The sequence below is a fragment of the Planococcus soli genome (genome assembly GCF_016881065.1).
Classification (GTDB): Bacteria; Bacillota; Bacilli; order Bacillales_A; family Planococcaceae; genus Planococcus; species Planococcus soli.
This window is the reverse complement of record NZ_WXYN01000051.1, coordinates 253,599-276,742: the sequence shown is the minus strand read 5'-3', so window position 1 is coordinate 276,742 and position 23,144 is coordinate 253,599. Positions and strand designations below refer to the sequence as shown.

General features: G+C 45.5%; 19 protein-coding genes. 3 read left to right on the top strand and 16 right to left on the bottom strand.

The window, feature by feature from the left end:
- Positions 1-7 precede the first annotated feature (7 nt).
- The 3 genes from addA to GJB59_RS16105 form a co-directional block, all read right to left on the bottom strand.
- Entirely contained in the window at positions 8-3,616 is a 3,609-nt protein-coding gene (gene addA / locus GJB59_RS16115) for a helicase-exonuclease AddAB subunit AddA (protein ID WP_142826097.1), read from the bottom strand.
- Entirely contained in the window at positions 3,594-7,070 is a 3,477-nt protein-coding gene (gene addB, locus GJB59_RS16110; RefSeq protein ID WP_142826096.1) for a helicase-exonuclease AddAB subunit AddB, read from the bottom strand. The genes addA and addB overlap by 23 nt, the downstream gene beginning before the upstream one ends.
- A 77-nt stretch (positions 7,071-7,147) precedes the next feature.
- Complete coding sequence (locus GJB59_RS16105; RefSeq protein WP_142826095.1) at positions 7,148-7,759, bottom strand: TVP38/TMEM64 family protein; 612 nt, start codon at positions 7,757-7,759, stop codon at positions 7,148-7,150.
- 157 nt (positions 7,760-7,916) lie between these two features.
- Between GJB59_RS16105 and GJB59_RS16100 the strand changes: the two genes are divergently transcribed.
- Positions 7,917-8,609 carry an AzlC family ABC transporter permease gene (locus GJB59_RS16100; protein ID WP_142826094.1) on the top strand — a complete coding sequence of 231 codons (693 nt, stop codon included), beginning with the start codon at positions 7,917-7,919 and terminating at the stop codon, positions 8,607-8,609.
- Positions 8,609-8,914: an AzlD domain-containing protein gene (locus tag GJB59_RS16095; RefSeq protein ID WP_142826093.1), complete on the top strand. Its 306-nt coding sequence runs from the start codon at positions 8,609-8,611 to the stop codon at positions 8,912-8,914. The genes GJB59_RS16100 and GJB59_RS16095 overlap by 1 nt, the downstream gene beginning before the upstream one ends.
- 18 nt (positions 8,915-8,932) lie before the next feature.
- Here GJB59_RS16095 and GJB59_RS16090 read toward each other — a convergent pair whose 3' ends face one another.
- From GJB59_RS16090 to hpf, 12 genes are all read right to left on the bottom strand, one after another.
- Positions 8,933-9,190: a CsbA family protein gene (locus GJB59_RS16090; protein WP_142826092.1), complete on the bottom strand. Its 258-nt coding sequence runs from the start codon at positions 9,188-9,190 to the stop codon at positions 8,933-8,935.
- A gap of 12 nt (positions 9,191-9,202) precedes the next feature.
- The gene (locus tag GJB59_RS16085) at positions 9,203-10,354 is read right to left on the bottom strand and encodes a PDZ domain-containing protein (RefSeq protein WP_142826236.1); all 1,152 of its coding nucleotides are present in this window, start codon (positions 10,352-10,354) and stop codon (positions 9,203-9,205) included.
- 90 nt (positions 10,355-10,444) lie between these two features.
- Positions 10,445-11,551, bottom strand: a complete 1,107-nt coding sequence (locus GJB59_RS16080; RefSeq protein WP_142826091.1) for a trans-sulfuration enzyme family protein — start codon at positions 11,549-11,551, stop codon at positions 10,445-10,447.
- Positions 11,552-11,562: 11 nt separating this feature from the next.
- Complete coding sequence (locus GJB59_RS16075) at positions 11,563-12,141, bottom strand: peroxiredoxin family protein (RefSeq protein WP_142826090.1); 579 nt, start codon at positions 12,139-12,141, stop codon at positions 11,563-11,565.
- Positions 12,142-12,274: 133 nt separating this feature from the next.
- Complete coding sequence (locus GJB59_RS16070; RefSeq protein ID WP_142826089.1) at positions 12,275-13,747, bottom strand: murein hydrolase activator EnvC family protein; 1,473 nt, start codon at positions 13,745-13,747, stop codon at positions 12,275-12,277.
- 112 nt (positions 13,748-13,859) lie between these two features.
- Entirely contained in the window at positions 13,860-14,744 is an 885-nt protein-coding gene (ftsX, locus tag GJB59_RS16065; protein ID WP_142826088.1) for a permease-like cell division protein FtsX, read from the bottom strand.
- Positions 14,734-15,420, bottom strand: coding sequence for a cell division ATP-binding protein FtsE (gene ftsE, locus GJB59_RS16060; protein WP_142826087.1), 687 nt, complete (start codon positions 15,418-15,420; stop codon positions 14,734-14,736). The genes ftsX and ftsE overlap by 11 nt, the downstream gene beginning before the upstream one ends.
- A gap of 265 nt (positions 15,421-15,685) precedes the next feature.
- Positions 15,686-16,027 carry a cytochrome c551 gene (gene cccB, locus GJB59_RS16055; RefSeq protein WP_142826086.1) on the bottom strand — a complete coding sequence of 114 codons (342 nt, stop codon included), beginning with the start codon at positions 16,025-16,027 and terminating at the stop codon, positions 15,686-15,688.
- 50 nt (positions 16,028-16,077) lie between these two features.
- Positions 16,078-16,950: a YitT family protein gene (locus tag GJB59_RS16050; RefSeq protein WP_142826085.1), complete on the bottom strand. Its 873-nt coding sequence runs from the start codon at positions 16,948-16,950 to the stop codon at positions 16,078-16,080.
- A gap of 163 nt (positions 16,951-17,113) precedes the next feature.
- Positions 17,114-18,215, bottom strand: a protein-coding gene (prfB, locus tag GJB59_RS16045; RefSeq protein WP_142826084.1) for a peptide chain release factor 2 whose coding sequence is annotated in 2 segments (ribosomal slippage) — positions 17,114-18,142 and positions 18,144-18,215 — 1,101 coding nt in all. Because the reading frame shifts where the segments join, the coding sequence is not laid out codon by codon here.
- Between the two features lie 61 nt (positions 18,216-18,276).
- Positions 18,277-20,793: a preprotein translocase subunit SecA gene (gene secA, locus GJB59_RS16040; RefSeq protein ID WP_142826083.1), complete on the bottom strand. Its 2,517-nt coding sequence runs from the start codon at positions 20,791-20,793 to the stop codon at positions 18,277-18,279.
- A 343-nt stretch (positions 20,794-21,136) separates the two neighbouring features.
- Entirely contained in the window at positions 21,137-21,703 is a 567-nt protein-coding gene (gene hpf / locus GJB59_RS16035) for a ribosome hibernation-promoting factor, HPF/YfiA family (RefSeq protein ID WP_142826082.1), read from the bottom strand.
- 126 nt (positions 21,704-21,829) lie between these two features.
- On the opposite strand from hpf, the gene GJB59_RS16030 reads away from it, so the two are divergent.
- Complete coding sequence (locus tag GJB59_RS16030; protein WP_142826081.1) at positions 21,830-22,537, top strand: SDR family NAD(P)-dependent oxidoreductase; 708 nt, start codon at positions 21,830-21,832, stop codon at positions 22,535-22,537.
- A gap of 212 nt (positions 22,538-22,749) precedes the next feature.
- Here the strand turns inward: GJB59_RS16030 and GJB59_RS16025 are convergent, their stop codons facing one another.
- On the bottom strand, positions 22,750-23,109 hold the full coding sequence (locus tag GJB59_RS16025) for a PilZ domain-containing protein (RefSeq protein WP_142826080.1): 360 nt from the start codon (positions 23,107-23,109) through the stop codon (positions 22,750-22,752).
- Positions 23,110-23,144: the final 35 nt, after the last annotated feature.

The following is a 23,144-nucleotide window of genomic DNA, read 5'->3' as shown; positions in this document are numbered from 1 at the left end:
AATCCTCCTAAATGTTTACTTCTTGGCTTGCCGCAAACAAATACAGCAGCCGTTCTTTGATCGGGATGCGAAGAATTGCTTCAACGGCTTCCTGATATACAGTCAACTGTACACCATAACGTTCGCTCATTTCCGTACTGATATTACTGATATGTGCCACACGGTCCGTCTTGTAATCAAGCAACACCCAGCCATCCGGTTCCTCAAACAGGCAATCGATGATTCCTTGAATGATTTGATGATCCCCCTCCGCATCCGCTTTGGCGTATGTGAATGGGACTTCCCTTTTGATGTGCTTCGCTGATCGCAGGCGGGCCGCTGTATTGCTGGCGTAAAAGCGTTCTATTTCTTCAACTTTTACTGCCTTGCCTTCGTCAGCCGATAGAATTTCCATCCCTACCAGCGTCTCGATAAATTCTTCTATTTCGGCTGAGTCCATCGTTCGGTCCAGCGGAATATGCTGCATGACCGCATGGACAGCGGTGCCGACATCAGCGGGTGACAACCGCTTGTCCATCATGAAGTCCGGCCGGTGCAGCAGCATCGTTCTTTCGGGTTTTGCCGTTTGAATGAACGATTCAGGCTCATCCGAACGCTGCAGCATTTGCAGCCGTTTCATTTCTGTCACTGATTGTTTGGATCGCTTCTCAACCGCCGCTTGATGCGGATATTGAAAGTTAAATCGCTGTTTGACTAATTGGCGATAATCTTCATTTGAATCCACTCTCTCCAGCAGTTCATCCAAATTCACAACTCCTGGAAGCAATGACTGGGATTCGATAATTTCAATATGAAATCGGGATGAGTGGCTGAGAATATGGCCATTAACTTTCAAATGTTCTGCCGCATCCGGATGCCTTGCAACGGCCGGACCAATCCAATCCAAATAGCCTTTCACACGCGAGCGCATGAAATCCGGCAATCGGACATCGCTGGTGCTTACTTTCCATTTTTCAAAGAGCTTATCAATGTCTTTTACAGAGGCTGTCAAAAACAGCCGCTCTTTGGCCCGTGTCATTGCGACGTACAACACCCGCATCTCTTCCGCTTTCATCTGCAGCTGCTTCATTTCCTTGACTGCGAGGAAAGGCAAAGATGTATATTCAATTCTCGTATCAGGATTGACTGCCTTAACTGCCAATCCATAGTCCTGATCGAACAGATAGGATTTTCGAAAATCCATTTCATTAAAAGAACGGCCAGTGCCTGCAAAAAAGACTACTGGAAACTCCAGCCCTTTCGACTTGTGGACAGTCATAAGACGAACGACATTTTCTTTTTCACTGAGCGATTTGGCTGTTCCCAAATCATCCCCCCGCTCACGCATCCGATCAATAAAACGCAAAAAGCGGAACAATCCGCGGAAAGAAGTTTTCTCGTATTCCAGTGCCCGGTCATGCAAAGCGCGCAAATTAGCCTGACGCTGCTTGCCGTTGGTCATAGCACCTGCCATCTCGTAATAATTCGTATCCAGATAAACCTGCCAGATCAGTTCTGCCAGGGAGCCCCGCCGAGCCTGGTTGCGCCATCCTTCCAGTTGAAGGACAAAGCGCTGCAGCTTCTCAGCCGCTGCAGGATCAATGCCTGTTCCTGCGCGCATAAAGGTTTTCACTGCTTCGTAAAACGTGGCCTGAGGTGCGGCCAGCCGGATCTCAGCGAGCTCATTTTCCTTTAATCCGATAAACGGTGCACGCAAGACAGAAGCGAGTGGAATATCCTGGTATGGGTTGTCAATGACTCGCAGCGTATTGAGCATGATCATCACTTCAAGCGCATCAAAATAGCCGCCGGTCAATTCAGCATATAACGGAATACCAGCCGTTTTGAATTCGTCCACAAAGTCACCCGACCAGGTCATGGAGCGCATCAGGACGACAATATCCCGGTACTCCAATTTTCGCTGTTGCTGTGTCCAGGGGTCATTCACCAGCATTTCCTGGTCCATCATTTCTTTTATTTTTTTTGCGATAAAGCGTGCTTCCCATTGTGATTTAACCAGATCCTCGTCCACCGCTTCTTCTTCAGTTTCCGGCTCGTGGATCAATGCTAATTCTATTGGAATCTGATGATCCGGATATGGGGCTTTGGCTTTTAATGCAGCCGCTTCGTCGTAATCGATTTCCCCAACCCGCTCCCCCATGATCTGCGAGAAGATATAGTTCGTGCCATCCAATATTTCTTTGCGGCTTCGGAAATTCGCATTTAAATCGATGCGCAGCCCTGTAGATTCGGCATCGTGGCGGAAACGGGCATACTTCCCTAAAAACAGCATCGGTTCAGCAAGGCGGAAACGGTAGATCGATTGTTTTACATCTCCCACCATGAACAAGTTGCCGTTGTGTTCTTCACCGGACTTCACCAGGTTTAAAATGGTTTCCTGCAGTAGATTGGTATCTTGGTATTCATCTACCAGTACTTCCTTAAATCGATCCTGATACTCTTTGGCAATGGCGGAAGGCCTGCCTTCATCCGATAGGATTTCCAATGCATAATGCTCCAGATCAGAGAAATCGACCAATGCCCGGTCAATTTTCAAGGCTTTATATTGGTCGGCGAAAATCTGCGTCAGCTCTACTAAAGTCTTCATCATTGGCGCCATTTCGCGCATCTCTTCGAGAAGCCGCTTTGGCGAGCGAGTGAAATAGGCATCGAACAAACCTGTGACGATTTTCTTCACTTCATTGCGTATGCCTTTCGCTTCCTCTGCCATTGCAGGATCACAGGAATCCTTCTTAATAGAAGCTGCTTTTTCGAATTGGAATGGTTTTGAAAAAGCATAAAGGCTGTCCCACGAATTTTCCAGAGCAGCGCGGGCAGCTTGGATGACTTCTGCATCTGTCTTGAACGTGTCTTCCAGCAAAGATGGGCCATCCGGCTGCAAAGCCAGTTGCAGTCCTTGCTGGGTCAGCTGCAGCGCTTCCTCTAAAGCATGTCCTATCGTCAGTTTTAAGTCGCCAATAAATGGCAGTTCGTCGATAGCAGCAGTTTCGGCCACATCGTATAAAGCTGGCACTTGCTGCAGCCATTCCTCAGGTTCAGGGTGGACGCGTGAATAGTCATAAAGCTTGCTCAGCAGCACTTCCATGGCTTGGTCGCTTCGATCAGAAGTAAAACTGTCTGCGAGACGGTATACTGCTTCCGCCCCTTCACCCTCATAAGCGTTTTCAAGAACTGCTTCGAGTATGTCATCCCGCAGCAAGGCTGCCTCCGTGTCTCCGGCAATCCGGAAGCCCGGATCAATTTCGAGCAAATAAGCATATTGCTTTACCACCTGCAGACAAAAAGAATGCAAGGTGGAAATTTGAGCTTTATTGATTAAACGCAATTGTTTTTTGAGGTGGCTCGATTCCGGATTTTCTGCCACCGCTTTTTCCAGCGCGTTCGACATGCGATGGCGCATTTCGGCAGCGGATGCATTGGTGAAAGTAACGACCAAAAGCTCGTCCACCGAAATGGGATCCTCTTCAGCCAACACCTTTTCAATCATACGATTGATCAGGACAGCCGTTTTTCCTGAACCGGCTGCGGCGGATACAAGCATGTCCTGGCCCTTTGCCCAAATCGCCAGCCATTGTTCATCGGTCCATGTGGCATCACTCGGTTTTTTCGGTATCATCGTCAGCAGCCTCCTTTCTGATCAACTCTACTGCCTTATCCGGTGACAAGGCGGGGAGTTTGCGGTAGCTTTGTTCCGGATCTGCCGGGTCGAATTGGCAGACAGAACGGTAGGAACAAAACTGGCAGGGCGTATCTTCTTTTACTTTATAAGGAGTGATGCTTGTATTGCCTTCCAGTATGCCGTTGCCGGCATGTTGATGCTTGCGCCGGACAAATCGGCGTATCGCCTGCATATCTTCTTTGACCACTGTTTTCGACTGGGAAGCGGACACCGTACCGCTTTTATTGAGCCGAACCGGGATGACATTGGAATAGCCTTCAATTCCGTCATCCATCGCTTGAATAACTTCAGGATCTTCGACGACTAACCCATTCATTTTAAATGATTTGGCCATTTCTTCTTCCAGTTCCTCGGCAGTCATCAATTTGGTCAGTTTCAGCATCGGATTGTGCATATGGAAATAAAGTACGCCTGCCGGTTCCGCTCTCTCGCCAAGCCAGCGGTCCGAGTGGGTCAATGCCACATCCAGATACGTGAACGTCTGCAAGGACAGGCCATGATAGACATTGCTGAGGTCAAGCCCCTGTTTGGAAGACTTGTAGTCGACCACACGCAAATACGGTTTGCCATGTATTTCGGTTGAATCAATCCGGTCTATCCTTCCGCGGACATTCATCTTACGGCCGTTGTTCAACGGGATATCGAGTGGTGGAATCGTTTCTTGCGGACCAAAACCGACTTCCAAGGCCACTGGCACAAATCCGGACACTTTGGCGTGCTTGCTGAGCATAAACGCCGTCTGTCGGATGATGCCCTCCAGCTTGTGCTGAATATAGCGGTAGCGGTGTGAGCTGATCAGGATATGATTGACGAAATAAGGCGACAACTGTTCAATTGCTTCTTTGGCCAAATTCTGGCATTGTGTTTGGGTTAAAGATGACCAGGAAACGCCAAGCCTTAACACTTCGTCCGAAATCCATTTGATCGCTGCATGGAAAAGATCTCCCATAGCAGGAGCCGCCAATTTATACTGGCTGCGCTCTTCAAGGCGAAGGCCGTAAGTAACATAATGCGCAAATGGGCAGCTGTAGTAAGTTTCAACCCGTGAAACACTGGATGAAATGGGAGAGCCGTATAATGGTTCAGCAATGTCTTGGCGCAATGGGTCTGCTGTGTTTGGTTTGATCGGTGCTAAAATTCGCTCAATGACAGAAGACCAAAACGGATCTTCACGGTAATAGTCCAAAACGGCACGCCATTCGGCTGTCAAGTCTCCGCTGCGAATCTGCGAAGCCAAATAAGCCAATGTCGCCCGAGGATGTGAAATATAAGCCATCGGTGACGCGTCCATCAGTTCTTCCGGATCGATAACTGCAGGGATTAGATCGATTGACAGCATGTCCTTCAATTTTTGGATATAAAGAGAAGGCAGCAGCGCTTTTCCTTCTTCATCTGCAATCGGAAATGATACTGTCAGCAAATCCGAGGCAGATGTGAATGTCCGATATACCATATAGGTTTCATCCATTAAACGCATCTTCGACGTCGGAGCCAACTCAAAGCCAATTTGCGCAAACCAATCCCGGTCCGTATCGGTCAAAATCCCTTCCTGCTCGATCCGTTTAGGCAGTACTCCATCATTGGCGCCGATGACGAAAACCGACTTGATGTCCATCAAACGCGCCAAATCGATTTTAGACACCGTCACTTGGTCCAGCGAAGGCGGAATGCGGGAAAATTCCAATGTTTCAAATCCTTCATCCAAAATTTTAACAGCTGTTGCCAAGTCGATTTCTTTGTCTCCGAACATCAGCACAAACTGATCCAGCACACCAATCCACTGGTTCCAAGCCTGTTCATGTTCAGTAGCTGCTAATAGGCGGTGCTCATTTTCTTCACGCTCTCTCAACGCCTGAATTTTTGCGTATACATCCATTTTCTCGATAAACAGGAACAAAGCTTCCGCAACGTCTTTTCCGGTTTTCGCATGCTTTAGGTGCTCTTTTAACTCGGCCAAAGGATCCCTGATCAAATCACGGACTGCATGAAGCTCCATCTGTGCCGCCAATTCTTCATCTGTTTGTATAGAAGTATGAAATTCCAGACCGCGATATTTCTTGTAAAACCAGCGCTTTTCCTCAAACCAGCGTTCCCCATATATCCCATTGGCTATAACGAAGTTCTCCAGTACATCGCTTCGCTCCCGCCACTTGGAAACAGGTCCCAATGGAAAAAATAAATCCGTTTTAACGGCCCGGAACACGGACTCATAGGAATAATTGGAGACGACGGATTCAAGAACCGAACGGCTGAATTCAATCAAGGGATGATGCAGCATCGATTTTTTCTGGCTGATAAAATACGGTATGTCATATTGCGGAAAAATGGTATTGATCAATTCGTCATAAATTTCGGGCTGCCGGTACAGGATGGCAATTTCACTATAGCGAAGGCCATTCCTCGCTTGATCTCTGATCCTTCGCGCAACCGAATGCATCTCAGCGCGCCGGTTCGAAGACTCGACCAAAGACACATGGCCATGCCCTTGAATTTTCGGCAATGGATAATCATCAAAATGCCGCTCGATATGTTCGAGTTCCGGTTGAGCAAAACGGCGCGGCAAAGCAAGGTGCACCGGATTTTCAATCTCGATGCCCTCTTTGGCAGCCTCTTCGCTCAAACGGCGGGCTGTATTGGCGGACTGGTAAAACAAAGCCTGCTCGTCGTTCGGGTCGGTTTGCTCATCCATCGGCAAGGCGATGGTCACTGATTTGGCATGTTTCATTAGTTCAAAAAGAATTTCATACTCTCTTGCTGTGAATGTCACAAATCCATCGATATAGATCGTGGCCGTTTTGACCAAATCGGAATAAGGAATTTTTTCACTCAATAAGGCTAAATGGCCTTCAGAATCCACAAATACTTTGCCCAGACGGTTTTCGATCTCGGTCAAGATCAATTCCAGGTCTTCCGCTTTGTCCAGCAAGGTTTTTGGTGCGCCTGCCTCCGCTAATGAAGAACGGATCGAGCTCAATTCCCCGCAGTCTACACAATAGCGGGCAAACTCCTTCACCAGTTGTTCAATCTGATCGGTAAAGCCCCGCTTTCCAGCAGCTCTGCGAAACAATTGAAAATCGTCGCGATGCTCTTCCAGCAGGCTCCGAATCAGCATTCGATAGCCGAATGTATCCACTTCTTTTCTGCTGATGCCCCCGACTTCCTGAAGTACGCGCCACGCAAGCCGCTTAAAGGTAATCGCCTGTGCGCGGATCATGCCATTCATGCCATAGGACGCTGCAAGGCGATACTCGGTAGAAAACGACATCTGGTCCGGCACGATAAGGAAAATCGGTTCTCCATCAGCCTGCCGCTTTAGCTCTTCCACAATTTCATCTTGAACAAAACGAGTTTTTCCAGCTCCCGCTCTGCCATATACTATGCGCAAAGACACATGATCACTCCCTCAAATAAGAACGTTTGTTCTTATTATACGATTAACTGCGGTTAATAGCCAACTCTAATAATCTATTACTGCTTCTGCTTTTTACGTTCTTCTTTGGCCAATCGAAAATCGGCTTCCACTTTTTTATTTAAACGTTTTTCAAGAATTTTACCGATTACATACAGCAGTATGATGACAAGGATGACAACCGCTGTCCTCACAGGCTGCGTAAATAAAGCGCGCAGGTCATAGCCTACAAACGAAATCGTAAATACCATAACAAACTTTCCGGCCATGACCGTCAGCAAGTAGTAATGTTTGCGGATATCCGACAAGCCTGCGACCAGGTTGACGAGGGCCGACGGAGTAAAAGGCAGGCACAGCAGCAAGAACAGCGGACCAAAACCATTCCTCTCGACCCAATGAATCAATTTTTGCACTTTTTCATGCCGGGTCATAAAGTTCATCAGTCGCGCCCGGCCATATTTGCGAACCAGCAAGAATACTGCATAGGCTCCCAGGACTGAACCGCCCCAGGATAATAGAAAGCCCAGCCAAAGTCCGTAGGCCGTTGCATTGGCAAATACAAAGACGAACAACGGCAGAAACGGCAGAAAAGCTTCGATGAACGGCAGCAGGAAGCCGATCAGCGGACCAAATGCCCGGTAGGACTGGGTCAATTCAACAATATTCTCCATGGAAAAAAAATCCGACATAAGCTCAGTCCTTTAAAATACAAAATTTTAATAAATGCTCTTCAAAACTAAAAAGCTTTTATGATATGCTATTATAATTACTTTACACTCTTTCACTGAGTTTGGAAAAGGAAATACCTATACATAAGGAGCGAAAAAAATGGGCGGAAGCGAATTTTCAGCCGGCATAAAGGCTGGTACCAGTATAGCGATCGGCTATTTTCCGATAGCATTGACATTTGGTTTGTTGGCAAAGACTACTGGCCTGTCACTATGGGAAGCAACAGCGATGAGCATCTTTGTTTTTGCTGGAGCTGCCCAGTATATATCCTTGACTCTCATTACAGCAGGAGTGGCACCTGCGGTTATTGTTTTAAACACTTTTATTGTCAACATCCGCCATTTCCTTATGACAGCTTCACTCAATGAAAAGATGCAGCCGGATGACCGTTGGAAAAAAGCGCTTTATGCTTTCGGCATTACGGACGAATCTTTTTCAGTATTGGCTACTCAAAAAGGCAATAAATTGAGCACGGCTTTTGCAGCAGGTGTCATTGTCATCGCTTATGGCAGCTGGATCATTTTTACAGCAGTCGGCCACTTGATCGGGGCCAACCTGCCTCAATTTCTTCAGGCTTCCATGTCTATTGCGCTGTATGCCATGTTCGTCGGTTTATTAGTGCCCTCGATGCGGGGCAATCGCAAAGTAATTAGTCTGGCAGTGATAGCCGGGCTGGTCAATTCCTTCTTTTATTTTACCGAATGGCTGTCCACAGGCTGGGCCATTATGGTTTCGACTTTGGCTTCAGCGATTTTCATTGAATGGATTTCCCGGAAAGGTGTGAAAGCGTAATGGGTTCGTGGTATTGGTGGATGATACTTGGCATGGCCGTGGTGACTTATATCCCCCGTGCCATACCGCTGACATTTTTGGAAGGCCGGGAGTTGCCAGAACCCGTTCAAAACGTCTTGCGCAATATTCCGTATGCTGTTTTAGGCGCGTTGATTTTTCCAGCGATCTTTTTTATACAGGAAAACATCTGGTTTGGCGTCATCGGTGCCTTCGCAGCATTTGGCATTGCGTTTACAGGGGCCAATGTGATGATCGTCGTACTCGGTTCTATTGCAGTGCTGGCAGTATTCAGTGTCTTTATTTAAATTTACAAAAAAAAGCCGTTACTCATTTTCATGAGTTTCGGCTTTTTTCCTGCGATTGAACATTCTGGTAGAATACCAGAACCCGGCGGTAAGAGAAGCCGCATTCGCGACGAACAGCAGCCAGGTATGGGTATAACCCGCATAAACAGCTGCCGCTATCAGTGCCACAGTCAAAATCAATGCAACAATGTGATTGAATGTGACTCTTGTGAATAAAATGACGAGCAATCCTGGTACCAGCAGCGACAGGAAAAATTTTGTTACCATTGATTCCATTTGGTTATCTCCTTAATTGACCACTAATAATCCCAATCGATGATGATCATGACGGAAAATAACGTGCTGACGCAAACGCACTTCCAAGTTGTGGTCCAGCACTTCTAATCGGCAATGTGCCGCATTGACCTGAATTGCTTCATACAATTCCGACTCGTTTGCAATAGCAATGCCGTTTACTTTGCGGATTACTTCTCCGCGCAGCAAGCCCATTTTATCAGCAGGCGAACCCGGCAGCACATCTACAATCATGACTCCTTGAGACTGCGGCGTAACGGCGTAATTGCCGCTGCGCTCTTTCACTGCAAAATGAATCGAGATGGCGATGCGTCCAATCACTCCGACAGCAAGTGCAGCAATTGCCAATGGCTCCCATAACAAGGAAACCAAGCCGATTACCACAATACTGACTCCCAAAATTGAAACGGCTTTGCCAATTACCGGATAAAGATAAACCGGCAATGTCCGCTGAGAACGTCCCTGGAATCCGAAGATGAACGGGAACAAAATCAGCGAAAAGCTGGTTTCGCCAATCGGCAACTGTGGCCAATAGGGTGCATACGAATCAATTAACTCACCCGGCACCACCATTAAAATCGGCAATAGCCACAGGCGTTTTGAGATATAGGCTGCGGCTTTAAGGCCGCGACCCGATTTATGCAGACGGGGCGATGCGGCTTCCGCTGCAGCTTTATCGATCAGTTTGCCTTCTGCAAATACCAGCGCACCTGCAATAAGGGCGACGGGAATCAGCCATTGAAAAGCAAATTCTGTTCCTTCGAATCTGAACATTCCAAAATTCAAAGACCATTCATTGGTATGAAACAACCAGCTTACTCCGACTGCAGCTGCCGCTAAATAGATGAATGAACCGGCCTGATAAAAAGTCGTCGCCATCAGTAGAATGGATACGATGCTCAAGGCAATCAGCCATCCGATCGGGACAACCAGACCGATTCCTGCAAACAGCACAGAAAAAATGAGGGCATATAACCAGCCATCTTTTAAAAGCCGTTTAAATTCGGTCAGTCCGTAGACAATCCGAATCCTGAAAATCTTGCGTTCTTTCTTTACTCGATAATATCCCAACAACACTGCAGCGAGCAATGCTATGTATAAAACCGGATTTACAAAAAATCTACCAATCGCGAATACTAAATCCATTATCACTGTACTTACACCATCCTATCGCCGGCAATTAACACTAACACTCATTGTACCAAACAAAACCGGCTTTCTGCACTTCTTTTTCAGTTAAACAAACGCTGCGCCTAATTGTTCTAAAATATCCTCAATACCTTCAATTCCAGCCGACAGCCGAACGACTTGGCGGGTAACACCGATTTTTTCTTTTTCTTCTGCTGACAGCGCTCTGTGCGAAGTCCCATATGGATACGATACTGTCGTCTCTACGCCTGCCAAAGTCGGAACAATTTTTATCCAGCCGAGCGAAGAAAAGAACTCCGATACATCGACTGATTCTGGCAATTCAAATGATACAATGGCTCCTGCCCCCGGATACCAGACACGTGCTTTGCCTTCCAAAAATGCTGCAATTGCCTGTGCATTTTCCGTTTGAGTTTTCATTCGAAGAGCAAGGGTTTTAATGCCCCGAATGGTCAACCACGCTTCAAAAGGGCTTAAATTCAATCCGAGGTTCACCACCCGCTTTTCAGCAATGCCGATCAGTTCTGCATCCCCCACTAAAACCCCTGCTGTAACGTCGCTGTGGCCGCCAAGATACTTGGTCGCACTGTGAGCGACCAAATCCACTCCAAGCGAATAAGGAGTCGTTGTGTACGGTGTAGCAAAAGTATTATCAATCATAATCCGGACATCGTAAGTCGATTTCAACTGGCAAAGAGCTTCAATATCTTCCATCCGCAAAAAAGGATTAGTGATTGATTCGCTGAAAACCAGTTTGATTTCCGGCATATCGATTAACAGTTGCTCGATTTCGCTGAAATTCGAAAAATCAGCAAAATGGACACCAATTCCCATCAGGACCAGTTCTTCTTTCAATAAGTGGAAGGTTCCCCCATAGACATCTTGAGCGGCCAAAATGTGATCACCTGCTTTAACCACTGACAAAATCCCAGCCAGAATTGCAGAAGTTCCCGATGATGCTGAAACCCCTTTTGGAGCCATCTCCAAATCTGCTACAGTTTGCCCTAAAGCATCGGTATTCGGATTGGCTGTCCGTGAATACAAATACGTGCCATTTCCTTCGTAGTAGCCTTCAAGCTCTTCCAAAGACGAAAAAGAAAACGCCGAGGTCTGGTAAAGCGGCATAACTTTCGATTGAATCGTCCGTTCTTTCATTGTTGCGGTATGCACTGATTTTGTTTCGATTGATGTCATCGTTTCATCCCCTATTCCATATCTTCAACTAATTGTTCCATCATTGCCAAGTCCATTGGACCGACTATTTTATTCTGAACGCGCCCTTGCGTATCAATCATATATGAAGTCGGAATCGACACTGCTTGATAAGTCGAGCCAACATCGCCGTGTTCATCCATCGGAATGGCAAATTCCAATCCAAACTCCTCAACAAAATCCTCAATTTTTCCGAGTCCTCTGTCTTCAGTCGTTAAATTCACTGCCAAGATTACAACGTTTTCATCTTCTGCCTGTTCTTCAAAATAAGTTTGCATATGCGGCATTTCGGCTCTGCAGGGTGGACACCAAGTCGCCCAGAAATTCAGCATCACTTTTTGTCCCTGATAATCTGATAATCTCACTGCTTCACCATCCAAGGTGGTCAACTGAAAGTCGGGGGCTTGCTCCCCTTTAGCCAAACCTTCGTCCGTTGGCAGAAAATCCACATCACTGCCGAGAGCCATATTATCGAGCGCTTCAGATTCCGCCATATTGTCTTGGACAGCTCCTATGATAACGATCGCCACCATAGCAGCAATCACCAATAAGCCAATGATTTTTTTAGGCATCTGTTATTCACTCCATTCAACTTTCATCATACGATAAATAAGCCGGCTTGTTCCACTAAGTTTGTTAATATATGTGACAAAATGCCAGAACTCTAAAAAAACAGCCGGCATCGGGATGCCGGCTGTTTTGAACTTATAATGAAATATAGCCCGCTGGATTGACCGCGTTCGTCCGTCCGCCGTTCCAAGGTCCAACATGGATTTCGAAATGCAGGTGATCGCCGAACGAACGTCCGGTATTCCCCATTCCGCCTATGTTTTGTCCCTGTGATACTTGTTGTCCGACTGAAACGCCAATCGAATTCAGGTGAGCATAAACCGTTGCATGCGTTTGTCCATTGATTGAATGGGTGATAATGACTACATTGCCGTAACCGCCCATCGACCCGGCGTAGGAAACAAATCCGTTAGCCGCTGCGACAATAGCTGTGCCTTTGCTGTTGGCAATATCAACGCCCTGGTGGAACTCGGGTCCAGAACCGATATCACGCATGCCAAATTTAGAAGTGAAACGGCCCGCTGCAGGGCGGATAAACCCAGAACTAGCATTAACTGAAACTGCTGGCTCAGGTGCGCTATACGTTGGTGCAGGCGTTGGTGCAGGTGCACTCGGGGCAACAGGAGCACTTGACGCCTGAGCTGCACTTGCCGCTTTTTGCGAAGCTGCTCTGTCTGCTTCCACCTTCTCAGCTGCTGCTTGCTCTGCTGCTGCACGTTCTGCTGCAACGCGTTCTGCTGCTGCTTTTTCAGCCGCCGCTTTTTCAGCTGCTGCACGCTCTGCTGCCAGTTTCCGCAAACGTTCTTCTTCAGCTTTTCTTGCCAACTCCGCAAGGCGCTCTTGTTCGTTAACAATTTTCGTTTCCAATTCCGCACTTACATCAATTGTTTCATCACGCTGCTGGACAAGTGTAGTTTTTTCTTTTGCCAAACGATCCTGCTCAGCGTTTAAATCCTCTACAAGACCGGCTTGCTGGGCTTTTTGTCCATCCAGCGATTCTTTAAGATTAACTAGTTCTGCACGGCGTTCTTCTTGTCCGGCAAGTTTTTCTTCAACCTGCGCTTTTTGCTCGCCTAACAGTTTTTTATCTTCTGCTTGTTCATTCATTATTTCGCGATCTGCATCAATCAGCGTGTTCACTGCCGAAAAACGATCAATAAAATCAACGAAGCTATTGGCACCCAATAATACATCTATGTAATCAACCGAGCCTCCGCTCAGTTGAATCGCACGTGCACGTTCCTGCAGCAACTCTGTTCGTTCAGCGATTTTTCTTTCAAGTTCTTCAATAGATTCTCTCAGTTCATCAATTTCAACCATTGTCTGATCGATTTCACCTTGAACTCCATTGATTCTTGACTGGGTTTCCTGCATTTGGTTCTCCAGCTCCTGGATTTTAGCCATGATGGTTTCCAGTGTGGATTGGTTTTGATCCATTTCTGTGGATTTTTCACCAATGCCTGAATTCAATTCACTTTGTTTTTCTTCCACTTTTTGCTGCTCTTGCTGCAATTCACTTAATGTATCTGCGCTAGCTGTTGGAATCAACAAGGTTAACGCCAATACAGATGAAACACCAGTCAACAACCATTTCGACTTCGAGTTCAAGTTCGTGTTCCCCTTTCAGTTTACGCTCTTTTCTATCTGTCTATGTTTTCTCTATTTTATCCAGTGGCATAAGGTCTCTCAATAGTACCTGTAAACTGGAAATAAATCCATCTTATACCCGCAAAAACTTCCGGATCGACATAAAGCTTCCCCAAATGCCGATAAATACACCCATCATCAAGATCAAAGCACTTACCTGATAGATAAATGGCGTAAATTCAAGCAGCTGAAACAGCTCACCGGTTAAACGGGGTTGTGCAAAGTCGGTAATTTCTTTGTAGAGCAGTGCCACCAAGCCAATCGGAACGAGTGATCCCAGGATTCCCAGCCACATGCCTTCCAAAATAAACGGAATACGGACGAACCAATTGGTCGCTCCGACTAATTTCATAATTTCGATTTCACGGCGTCTTGCGACGATTGTGATGCGAATTGTATTGGAAATCAGGAACATTGCCGTAAACAACAGGGCCAGGATTAAAATCAATCCAACATATCTTCCGCCGTTCAAGAAATTAAAGAGCTTTTCTATTTTATCTTTGCCGTATTCCACATTTTCAATATTTTCTAAAGCTGCAATATCTGTGGCTACTTGTTCGGTTTGCTGCGGGTCAACTGCTTTTACATAAAAAACATCGAACAATGGATTGTTTTGTTCGAATAAGCTCAACTCATCACCGAAATCTAGGACCAGGTCAGTCAATTCTTCTTCTTTAGTTGAAAAGTTGGTCGATTCGACTCCGGGCAGCTCACTTATCTGAGATTCCAGATTCTGAACAGTTTCTTCTTCGGCATCCAAGGAGACGAATACCTTTATTTCCACATCGTTTTCGAGATCATCAGCCACTTTGTTTAAGTTCATCATAATGAGAACAGATACCCCGACCAGCAGCAGCGTTACCGTTACCGCACTTACAGAAGCAAATGTCATCCAGCTATTGCGCCCGATGCTTTTAAAGCTTTCTTTAAAATGGCGCACTAAAGTTCTAGCCTTCATAGCCGTAGTCACCTCCAGCTACATCACGGACAATCAATCCGCCTTCTATTGCAATTACGCGATGTCTCCGCGTATTAACGATTTGTTGATTGTGAGTCGCCATAATAATCGTAGTGCCCGCTTTATTGATGCGTTCGAACAGGTTCATAATGTCCCAGGCAGTATCGGGATCGAGATTTCCTGTCGGCTCATCTGCTATCATCACTTTTGGCATATTGACGATAGACCGTGCGATGGATACACGTTGCTGTTCTCCACCAGACAATTCTGTTGGGAACATTTTGGCTTTATGTTTTAATCCGACTAAATCCAATACTTCCATGACGCGCTTTTTAATGTCTGCAGGTTTTTCTTCGATGACTTCAAGTGCAAATGCCACATTTTCATAAACACTTAGCTTCGTCAGCAATTTAAAATCCTGAAACACCACACCGATCTGACGGCGAAGCATAGGTACTTTTCTGTTCTTCAATGTTGCTATGTCAATATCGTCGACGAACATTTGGCCAGAAGATGGCCGTTCTTCGCGATACATCATTTTAATGAATGTCGATTTCCCTGCACCACTTGGACCGACGATATAAACAAATTCACCTTGTTCGATTTCAACGTTGAGACCGTTCAAAGCAACAATGCCATTCGGATATTTTTTGTAAACATTCTTCATTTGGATCATTTTAATACCCACCTATTATTGATTGGCTCTCGCCAAATTATTTCCATAGAATTTTGCAGCAAGCTTATTATAACACCTTAAACATATATTTTTATTACATTTCTGTATCATTTGGAATTCAATCTGAATAATCTGAACTATAAGAAATTTTATTTTTACAGATATAAATCTATTATCCAACTTCCATATTATAACTTTCTGACAATAGAAAAGTATCATTTTATCCTTTATCCAGCAAAAAAAATAAACCTGCTAATTAACAGGTTTATTTCATATTCGCTAAATACTCAGCTACGGCTGTCGCTTCATCGCCTTCAATAATGTTCGGCGGCATTGCACCTTGACCATTTTCGATGACCGAAAGAATTTCTTCTTGTGACAAGCGGGATCCTACATCATCTAAAGCTGGAAAATTCCCTGCCCCTTCCAGGTTTTCACCGTGGCAGGAAATACAATTTTGTTGAACAACTTGCTCAGCATCAACTTCAGCAGTTTCTTCTCCACCGTTTTCAGCAGGGGCTTCTTCAGGTTCTGTTGTTTCTCCACCGCCGCATGCGCCCAGTATAAGCGTTGCACCGAATAGCATCGCCATCAATTGCTTTTTCATCTGGTGACCTCCTCAAATCGATTGTTTCTTCCTATTAGAGTATACCAAAGTTAAGGCCTTTTAAAACCTTCGCCCAAAACTTCAGAGGCATCTGACACGATTACAAAAGCCGCTGGATCGATAAACTTAACTAATTGTTTCAGTCTTGTAAACTCAGTTTGAGGAATGACTACCATTAATAATGGCTTTTCAGTTCCTGAATAGCCACCTGTCGCCGCCAGCTCAGTTACGCCCCGGTCCACTTCTTCGTAAATAGCATCGCGAATTTCCATTTGTTTTGTAGTGATAATATAGACCAGTTTTGATTGGCCAAACCCAACCTGGACAAGATCGATGGTTTTGGTCGTCACATACAGGCCGATTAATGCGTAGAGCCCTTTTTCAATATCAAATACCAATGCGGCAGCTAAAACAATAAAGCCGTCAATCATCGCAACGCTGGTGCCAAGCGTCCATCCAGTATATTTTGTAATAATCTGTGCGGCAAGATCGGTTCCGCCGGTAGATGCCTTGCCCCGAAAAACGATGCCAAGCCCAAGACCCACCATAATCCCTCCGAATAACGCGCCGAGCAGCGGATCTCGCGTCCAAGGCTCCCATGATTCGGTCAAAAACACCACAAGAGGCAGAAATACTGTGCCGACTGCCGTTTTAATGCCAAAGTTTTTTCCTAATAAAATCAATCCTGCAATAAATAAAGGGATGTTGAAAGCCCATTGGACAAATGCCGGCTTCCATTCAAACAATCCCTTCAGTATCGTACTGATCCCGCTGACACCACCCGATGCCACTTCGTTTGGCAATAAAAATACATTAAAGGAAATAGCTACTATAGCTGATCCAACGATTACGCTGGCATAATCTACAAACAAAGTCAGCAAAGGATGCGGATCTTTGCGGAGACGCCGATTTTTTTTTGTCATTTGTTTTTCTTCCTCTTCTCTAATGTTCGGTTAAACCCTGTCAGAGTATACCAAACGCCCAAGGCTTTGTGAACTTCATCCGGATAAAGCAAAGTTTCACAGAATGGAAGAATCTAAAAAAGCCTGAAAGCAAATTTGCTTTCAGGCTTCCTATACTTTATTATTAATCCATTTTCGACCGCAGCAAGGAATTGATGAATCCATCGATATCGCCGTCCATGACAGCGCCTAAATTGCCGGTTTCGTAATTTGTGCGGTGATCTTTGACCATCGAATATGGATGGAATACGTAGGAACGGATTTGGCTTCCCCATCCAATTTCCTTTTGTTCTCCACGAATTTCAAGAAGTCGTGCTTCTTCTTCTTCTATTTTCAATGCATACAGCTTTGCTTTCAGCATCTGCATCGCTTTTTCGCGGTTCTTGATTTGTGACCGTTCCTGCTGGCATGTGACGACAGCTCCTGTTGGAAGGTGAGTGATGCGGACAGCAGAATCTGTGGTGTTGATGTGCTGGCCACCCGCCCCGCTTGCCCGGTAAGTATCGATTTTCAAATCTTCCGTACGGATGTCGATTTCAATTTCACCCGTAAATTCCGGCATCACTTCACAGGAAACAAACGAAGTGTGGCGGCGCCCAGATGAATCGAACGGAGAAATCCGGACCAATCGATGAACGCCCTTTTCCGCTTTCAAGTAACCATATGCATTGTGGCCACGAATCCCAAGCGTAACAGATTTGACACCGGCTTCGTCGCCTGCCAGATAATCAAGAGTCTCTACTTTAAAGCCGCGTTTTTCTGCCCATCGCGTATACATGCGCAGCAGCATCGAACACCAATCTTGGGATTCCGTTCCGCCTGCACCCGGATGCAATTCCAAAATGGCGTTGTTTTTATCGTATGGTTCGCTGAGCAGCATCGTCAATTCATAATCCGCAAGTTTCGAAATAAATTGCTTCATATCTTTGTCGACATCTTCATGCAGATCATCGTCGTCTTCTTCTCTTAATAACTCCAAAGACATTTCCATATTTTCCTGCGTTTCCATAAAATCGTAATAAGTATTAACGATTTCCTTTAAGCCATTCAATTCCGAAATAACCGTTTGCGCCGATTCCTGGTTGTTCCAAAAATCAGGGTCCAGCATCATTTCGTCTAATTCCTGTATGCGGGATTCTTTGTTTTCTAAGTCAAAGAGACCCCCTAAAGTCCGCCAGTTTACTGGCTGATTTGTCGAGCTCGTTGCGGATGTCTGCTAATTCCATCATATGTTCCTCCTCAAAATAACACCGAAGAGCAAGAGCTCTTCGGTATTTTAAAACATTCTTATGAAGCTGTACCGTGACAATTCTTATATTTCTTGCCGCTGCCGCACGGGCAAAGGTCATTGCGCCCGACTTCCATTTCTTTACGGACAGGAGCTTTTTTCTTTTTTGGAGCCGGTCCGTCTTCTTTCGGATTGACCGCCTGGCCTTTTGCCACTTCCTCGCGCTCAAGGTTGTTGCGGATTTCAGCCTTCATCGAATACTTCGCTACGTCTTCTTCAATAGCTTCCACCATTGCTTCAAACATCGCAAATCCTTCACTTTGATACTCACGAAGTGGATCATTCTGTCCATATGCACGCAAGTGAATTCCTTGGCGAAGCTGATCCATTGCATCAATATGGTCAATCCATTTTGTATCGATTGAACGAAGCAGAACTACTTTCTCAAATTCACGCATCCGTTCAGGCGTCATTTCTATTTCTTTTTCATCATAACGCTTAGTGACCGTTTCTTTAAGGAACGCGATAAGCTCTTCCTGGGATTTCCCTTGAAGATCCGACTCAGTCACCGTATCTTCTGGAAGCAGATTACCCGCAATCAATTCAGAAAGAGTTTTCAAATGCCAGTCTTCCTGTTTTTCCTCAGTAGTATGTGCATATACCATGCGTTCGATCGAGCTGTTGATCATATTTTCAACTAATGCACGCATATTATCTGTTTCCAGAACTTCCATTCGCTCTTTGTATATGATTTCGCGCTGCTGACGTAGAACGTCATCATATTGAAGCAGGCGTTTCCGTGCATCAAAGTTATTGCCTTCCACTCGTTTTTGCGCGGATTCTACAGAACGCGTCACCATTTTTGACTGCAGCGGCTGAGAATCGTCCATCCCCAATTTGCCCATCATGCTGCGCATAGCATCGGATCCGAAACGGCGCATCAAATCATCTTCAAGGGACAGATAGAATTGAGTGACACCGGGATCTCCCTGGCGTCCAGAACGTCCGCGCAGCTGATTATCAATCCGTCGTGATTCGTGGCGCTCTGTGCCAAGAACAGCAAGTCCGCCTGCCTCGATCACACCTTCACCGAGCTTGATATCTGTACCACGGCCTGCCATGTTGGTCGCGATTGTTACAGCGCCTTTTTGGCCGGCATTCAAGATGATTTCCGCTTCGTGTGCGTGGTTTTTCGCGTTCAGAACGGAATGTTTAATGCCTTTTTTCGTCAAATACTCCGAAATGATTTCCGACGTTTCAATCGCTACGGTTCCGACAAGCACCGGCTGGCCCTTGGCATTGCGTTCTGCAATATCGTCGCCCACAGCCTTGTATTTGCCAGCTGTAGTAGAATAAATCAAATCAACATGGTCTTCACGGATAATTGGTTTGTTCGTTGGGATAACAATGACGTACATATTGTAGATATTGCGGAATTCTTCTTCTTCCGTCTTAGCTGTACCTGTCATTCCCGAGAGTTTATCGTACATACGGAAATAGTTCTGGAAAGTAATTGTTGCCATCGTCATCGATTCATTTTGGATTTCCAGGCCTTCTTTGGCTTCAATAGCCTGATGCAAGCCGTCAGAATAGCGGCGGCCTTTCATCAATCGTCCTGTAAACTGATCGACAATGACAACTTCCTCTTCCTGGACAACGTAGTCGACATCTTTGTGCATCGTTACATAAGCCTTTAATGATTGGTTGATGGTGTGGTTCAGGCGAACATGGCTAATATCAAAAAGATTATCGATGCCAAACGCTTTTTCAACTTTTTCAATGCCGTCCTCAGTCAAAACGACTCCCTTAGTCGTTTCATCGTAGGTGTAATCCGTATCTTTCGTCAATAGACGCGCAAATGCATTGGACTGCTGATACAACTGAGCAGCTTTGGCAGCCTGTCCTGAAATAATCAACGGTGTCCGCGCTTCATCGATTAAGATGGAATCGACTTCATCAATTACTGCATAATTTAATGGACGCTGAACCATGTCTTCTTTATACAGCACCATATTGTCACGCAAATAATCAAAGCCCAGCTCGTTGTTCGTGCTATACGTAACGTCAGCCTGATAAGCAGCCCGTTTTTCGTCTTTCGTCAAACTGTTCAAATTCAATCCAACAGACAATCCAAGCCATTCATACAACTGGCCCATTTCCAAAGCATCACGGCTGGCCAAATATTCATTGACTGTAACGACGTGAACACCTTTTTTGCTGATGGCATTCAAGTAAACGGATAGTGTGGAGGTTAAAGTTTTACCCTCACCTGTCTTCATTTCTGAAATATTCCCTTCATGAAGGGAAACAGCACCCATAATCTGTACGCGGAATGGATAAAGCCCAAGCACGCGTTTGGATGCTTCACGGATTGTCGCGAAAGCCTCCGGCAGCAAGTCATTCAATGCTTCTCCTTTAGCGTGGCGCGCTACAAATTCTTCTGTCTTCGCTTGTAGTGCTTCATCAGTCAAAGCTGCAAAATCTGAAGCTAATGCTTCTACACGATCAGCCACTTTTTCCAATCGTTTTAAATCCCGTTTATTCGGATCAAATACTTTATTCAATACTCCTAGCATAATTATACCGCTCCCTGCGTAAGTGTCCGCCGGCATTTCACATGCCGGATGATCGCTTTAGCTTTTATAGTGCCCTGTTAAGCGCTGGCGCTTAAAGAGCGTACTTGCCCAAATCATCATCAGTCAGTTCAAAAAAAATCTCACTATTCATTTTAACACTGCGCAGAAATGCGTGCAAATAATGATGACGCCAGACTTGCATGCGCTTTAGGCAAGCCCTCTGTAAACCATCGAGAACTGGGATATGGGCCGAATTTCAAATAAATAAAGCCAAAGCAAAAGCCTCTCTAAATTGAGAGGCTTTTGCTGCAGGGATCGCCAGACAGCAGATCCACTGTATTCATTATTGTGCAGAAGTTTCGATCAGGCCGTAGCTTCCATCTTTTCGCTTGTAGACGATATTTGTTTCGTTGGATTCAGCATCGGTAAAGACAAAGAAATTATGTCCAAGCATGTTCATCTGTAAAACCGCTTCTTCTTCATCCATCGGTTTCAAATCAAACTGCTTGGTACGTACGATTGTGAAATCCTCTTCATCTTCAGGTTCATTTTGGACGCGCGTCTCATTTTCAGCTGTCGCAAATGCAACACCCATACCGTCGCGCTCGCGGAATTTGCGGTTTACTTTTGTTTTGTACTTGCGGATTTGACGCTCCAGCTTGCTGACGATCAAATCGATTGCTGCGTACATATCATCATGCCGTTCTTCAGCACGTAATGTCAGGTTTTTCATCGGTATGGTAACTTCCACTTTTGTTTGGTTGTGATTATAAGATTTCAGGTTGACCATTGCGGTAGCATTTGCACCGTCTGTGAAATATCGTTCAATCTTTTCTACTTTCTTTTCAATGTGCTCACGTATTGCGGGAGTTACCTCAATATTTTCGCCTCTGATGTTAAATTGCAACATGTTAACTCCTCCTTCTATTGTGCTATCTGTACAATTCTACATGTTCCCTTGTCTTTCCTTCTTAAAACCAAAAAAGTTTTAAGAACATTGATTACAGGTAAACATTATGACAAGGAGATGAATTTCATGTTTACAAATAAAACCATCGTAATTACCGGTGCGTCCCAAGGCATCGGCCACAGTATCGCAGCGCACTTTGCTGCAGAAAATGCACGCGTCATCGGATTGGATGTCCAACCGGTTGAACTGGAAGGCGTGGAATACCGAAAATGCGACGTCGGCAACTTTAATGATGTTATGGCAGTATTCAAAAAAATCAATGAAGACTACGGAGCTATCCATGCACTTGTCAACAATGCCGGCATCTCAACTTTCAAGTCTATCTGGGAAGTGGATGAACAGGAATGGGATCACGTGCTGGATACTAATTTGAAGAGTGTCTTTATTTGCAGCCGGGAAGCAGCCCGCTACATGACGGAGGACATTCGATCCATCATTAATATGACCTCGACACGGGCATTTATGTCAGAACCGAACACCGAAACTTATTCGGCATCCAAAGGCGGCATTTTTGCATTAACCCATTCACTTGCAGCTACCTTCAGCGAAAAAGGAATACGCGTAAACTCGATTGCGCCAGGCTGGATCCATACAGGAGACACATCGGAACTGCGCGATGTCGATCACCAGCAGCATTGGAGCGGCCGCGTCGGTGAACCTGCCGATATCGCCCGCGCCTGCCTGTTCTTAAGCAACCCACAAAACTCATTTATCACAGGAGAATGCCTGAACATCGACGGCGGCATGACAAGAAAAATGATTTACGAGCACTGAAGCAAAGAAAAGCGAAGGCAGCCATGTAGCCTCGACAAGCGCTGGAGGCCTTACCGATAATGGCGTTCTTTGCCATTGTTGGTAAGGCTGAAGCGACTCAAGAGGCTGGCTGCCGGAGTCTGGACAATGAAAAGCGCAAGCGCCCGTGGAGATTCGATAAAAAAATAAATTCAACAGTCTTAAAACATAAAAACCGGCTTGCGCCGGTTTTTTCAATTCATTTCTATTTCTTTCAGCTCTCTAATTTCATTTAAGATAAGCATTTCTTTAATCGAATTGTGCTCAAAGTCGGCGCCGTACATCCAGCCTTCCTCGTATTGATGCATCCAGGCAATTTCTGCATTCGCAGTTATCCTTTCATGATTCAGGACAAATTCTAAACTTACGGATTCTTCGCCTAACTTCAATTCTCTCTCGGAAAAAAGCTTTGCCCCTTTAGGGGAAATATCAAGCAGTAAGCAATAAATTTTAACAGGCAATACTTGATCTTTAAGCGGATCCCTCAATTGCAGAAATATTTCCGGCGGTGTACCGAATGTATAGCGAAAACTTTCTGATCTTCTGTAAAACATGATATCCCTCCTCTTTTTCTTCGATCACAAACTGC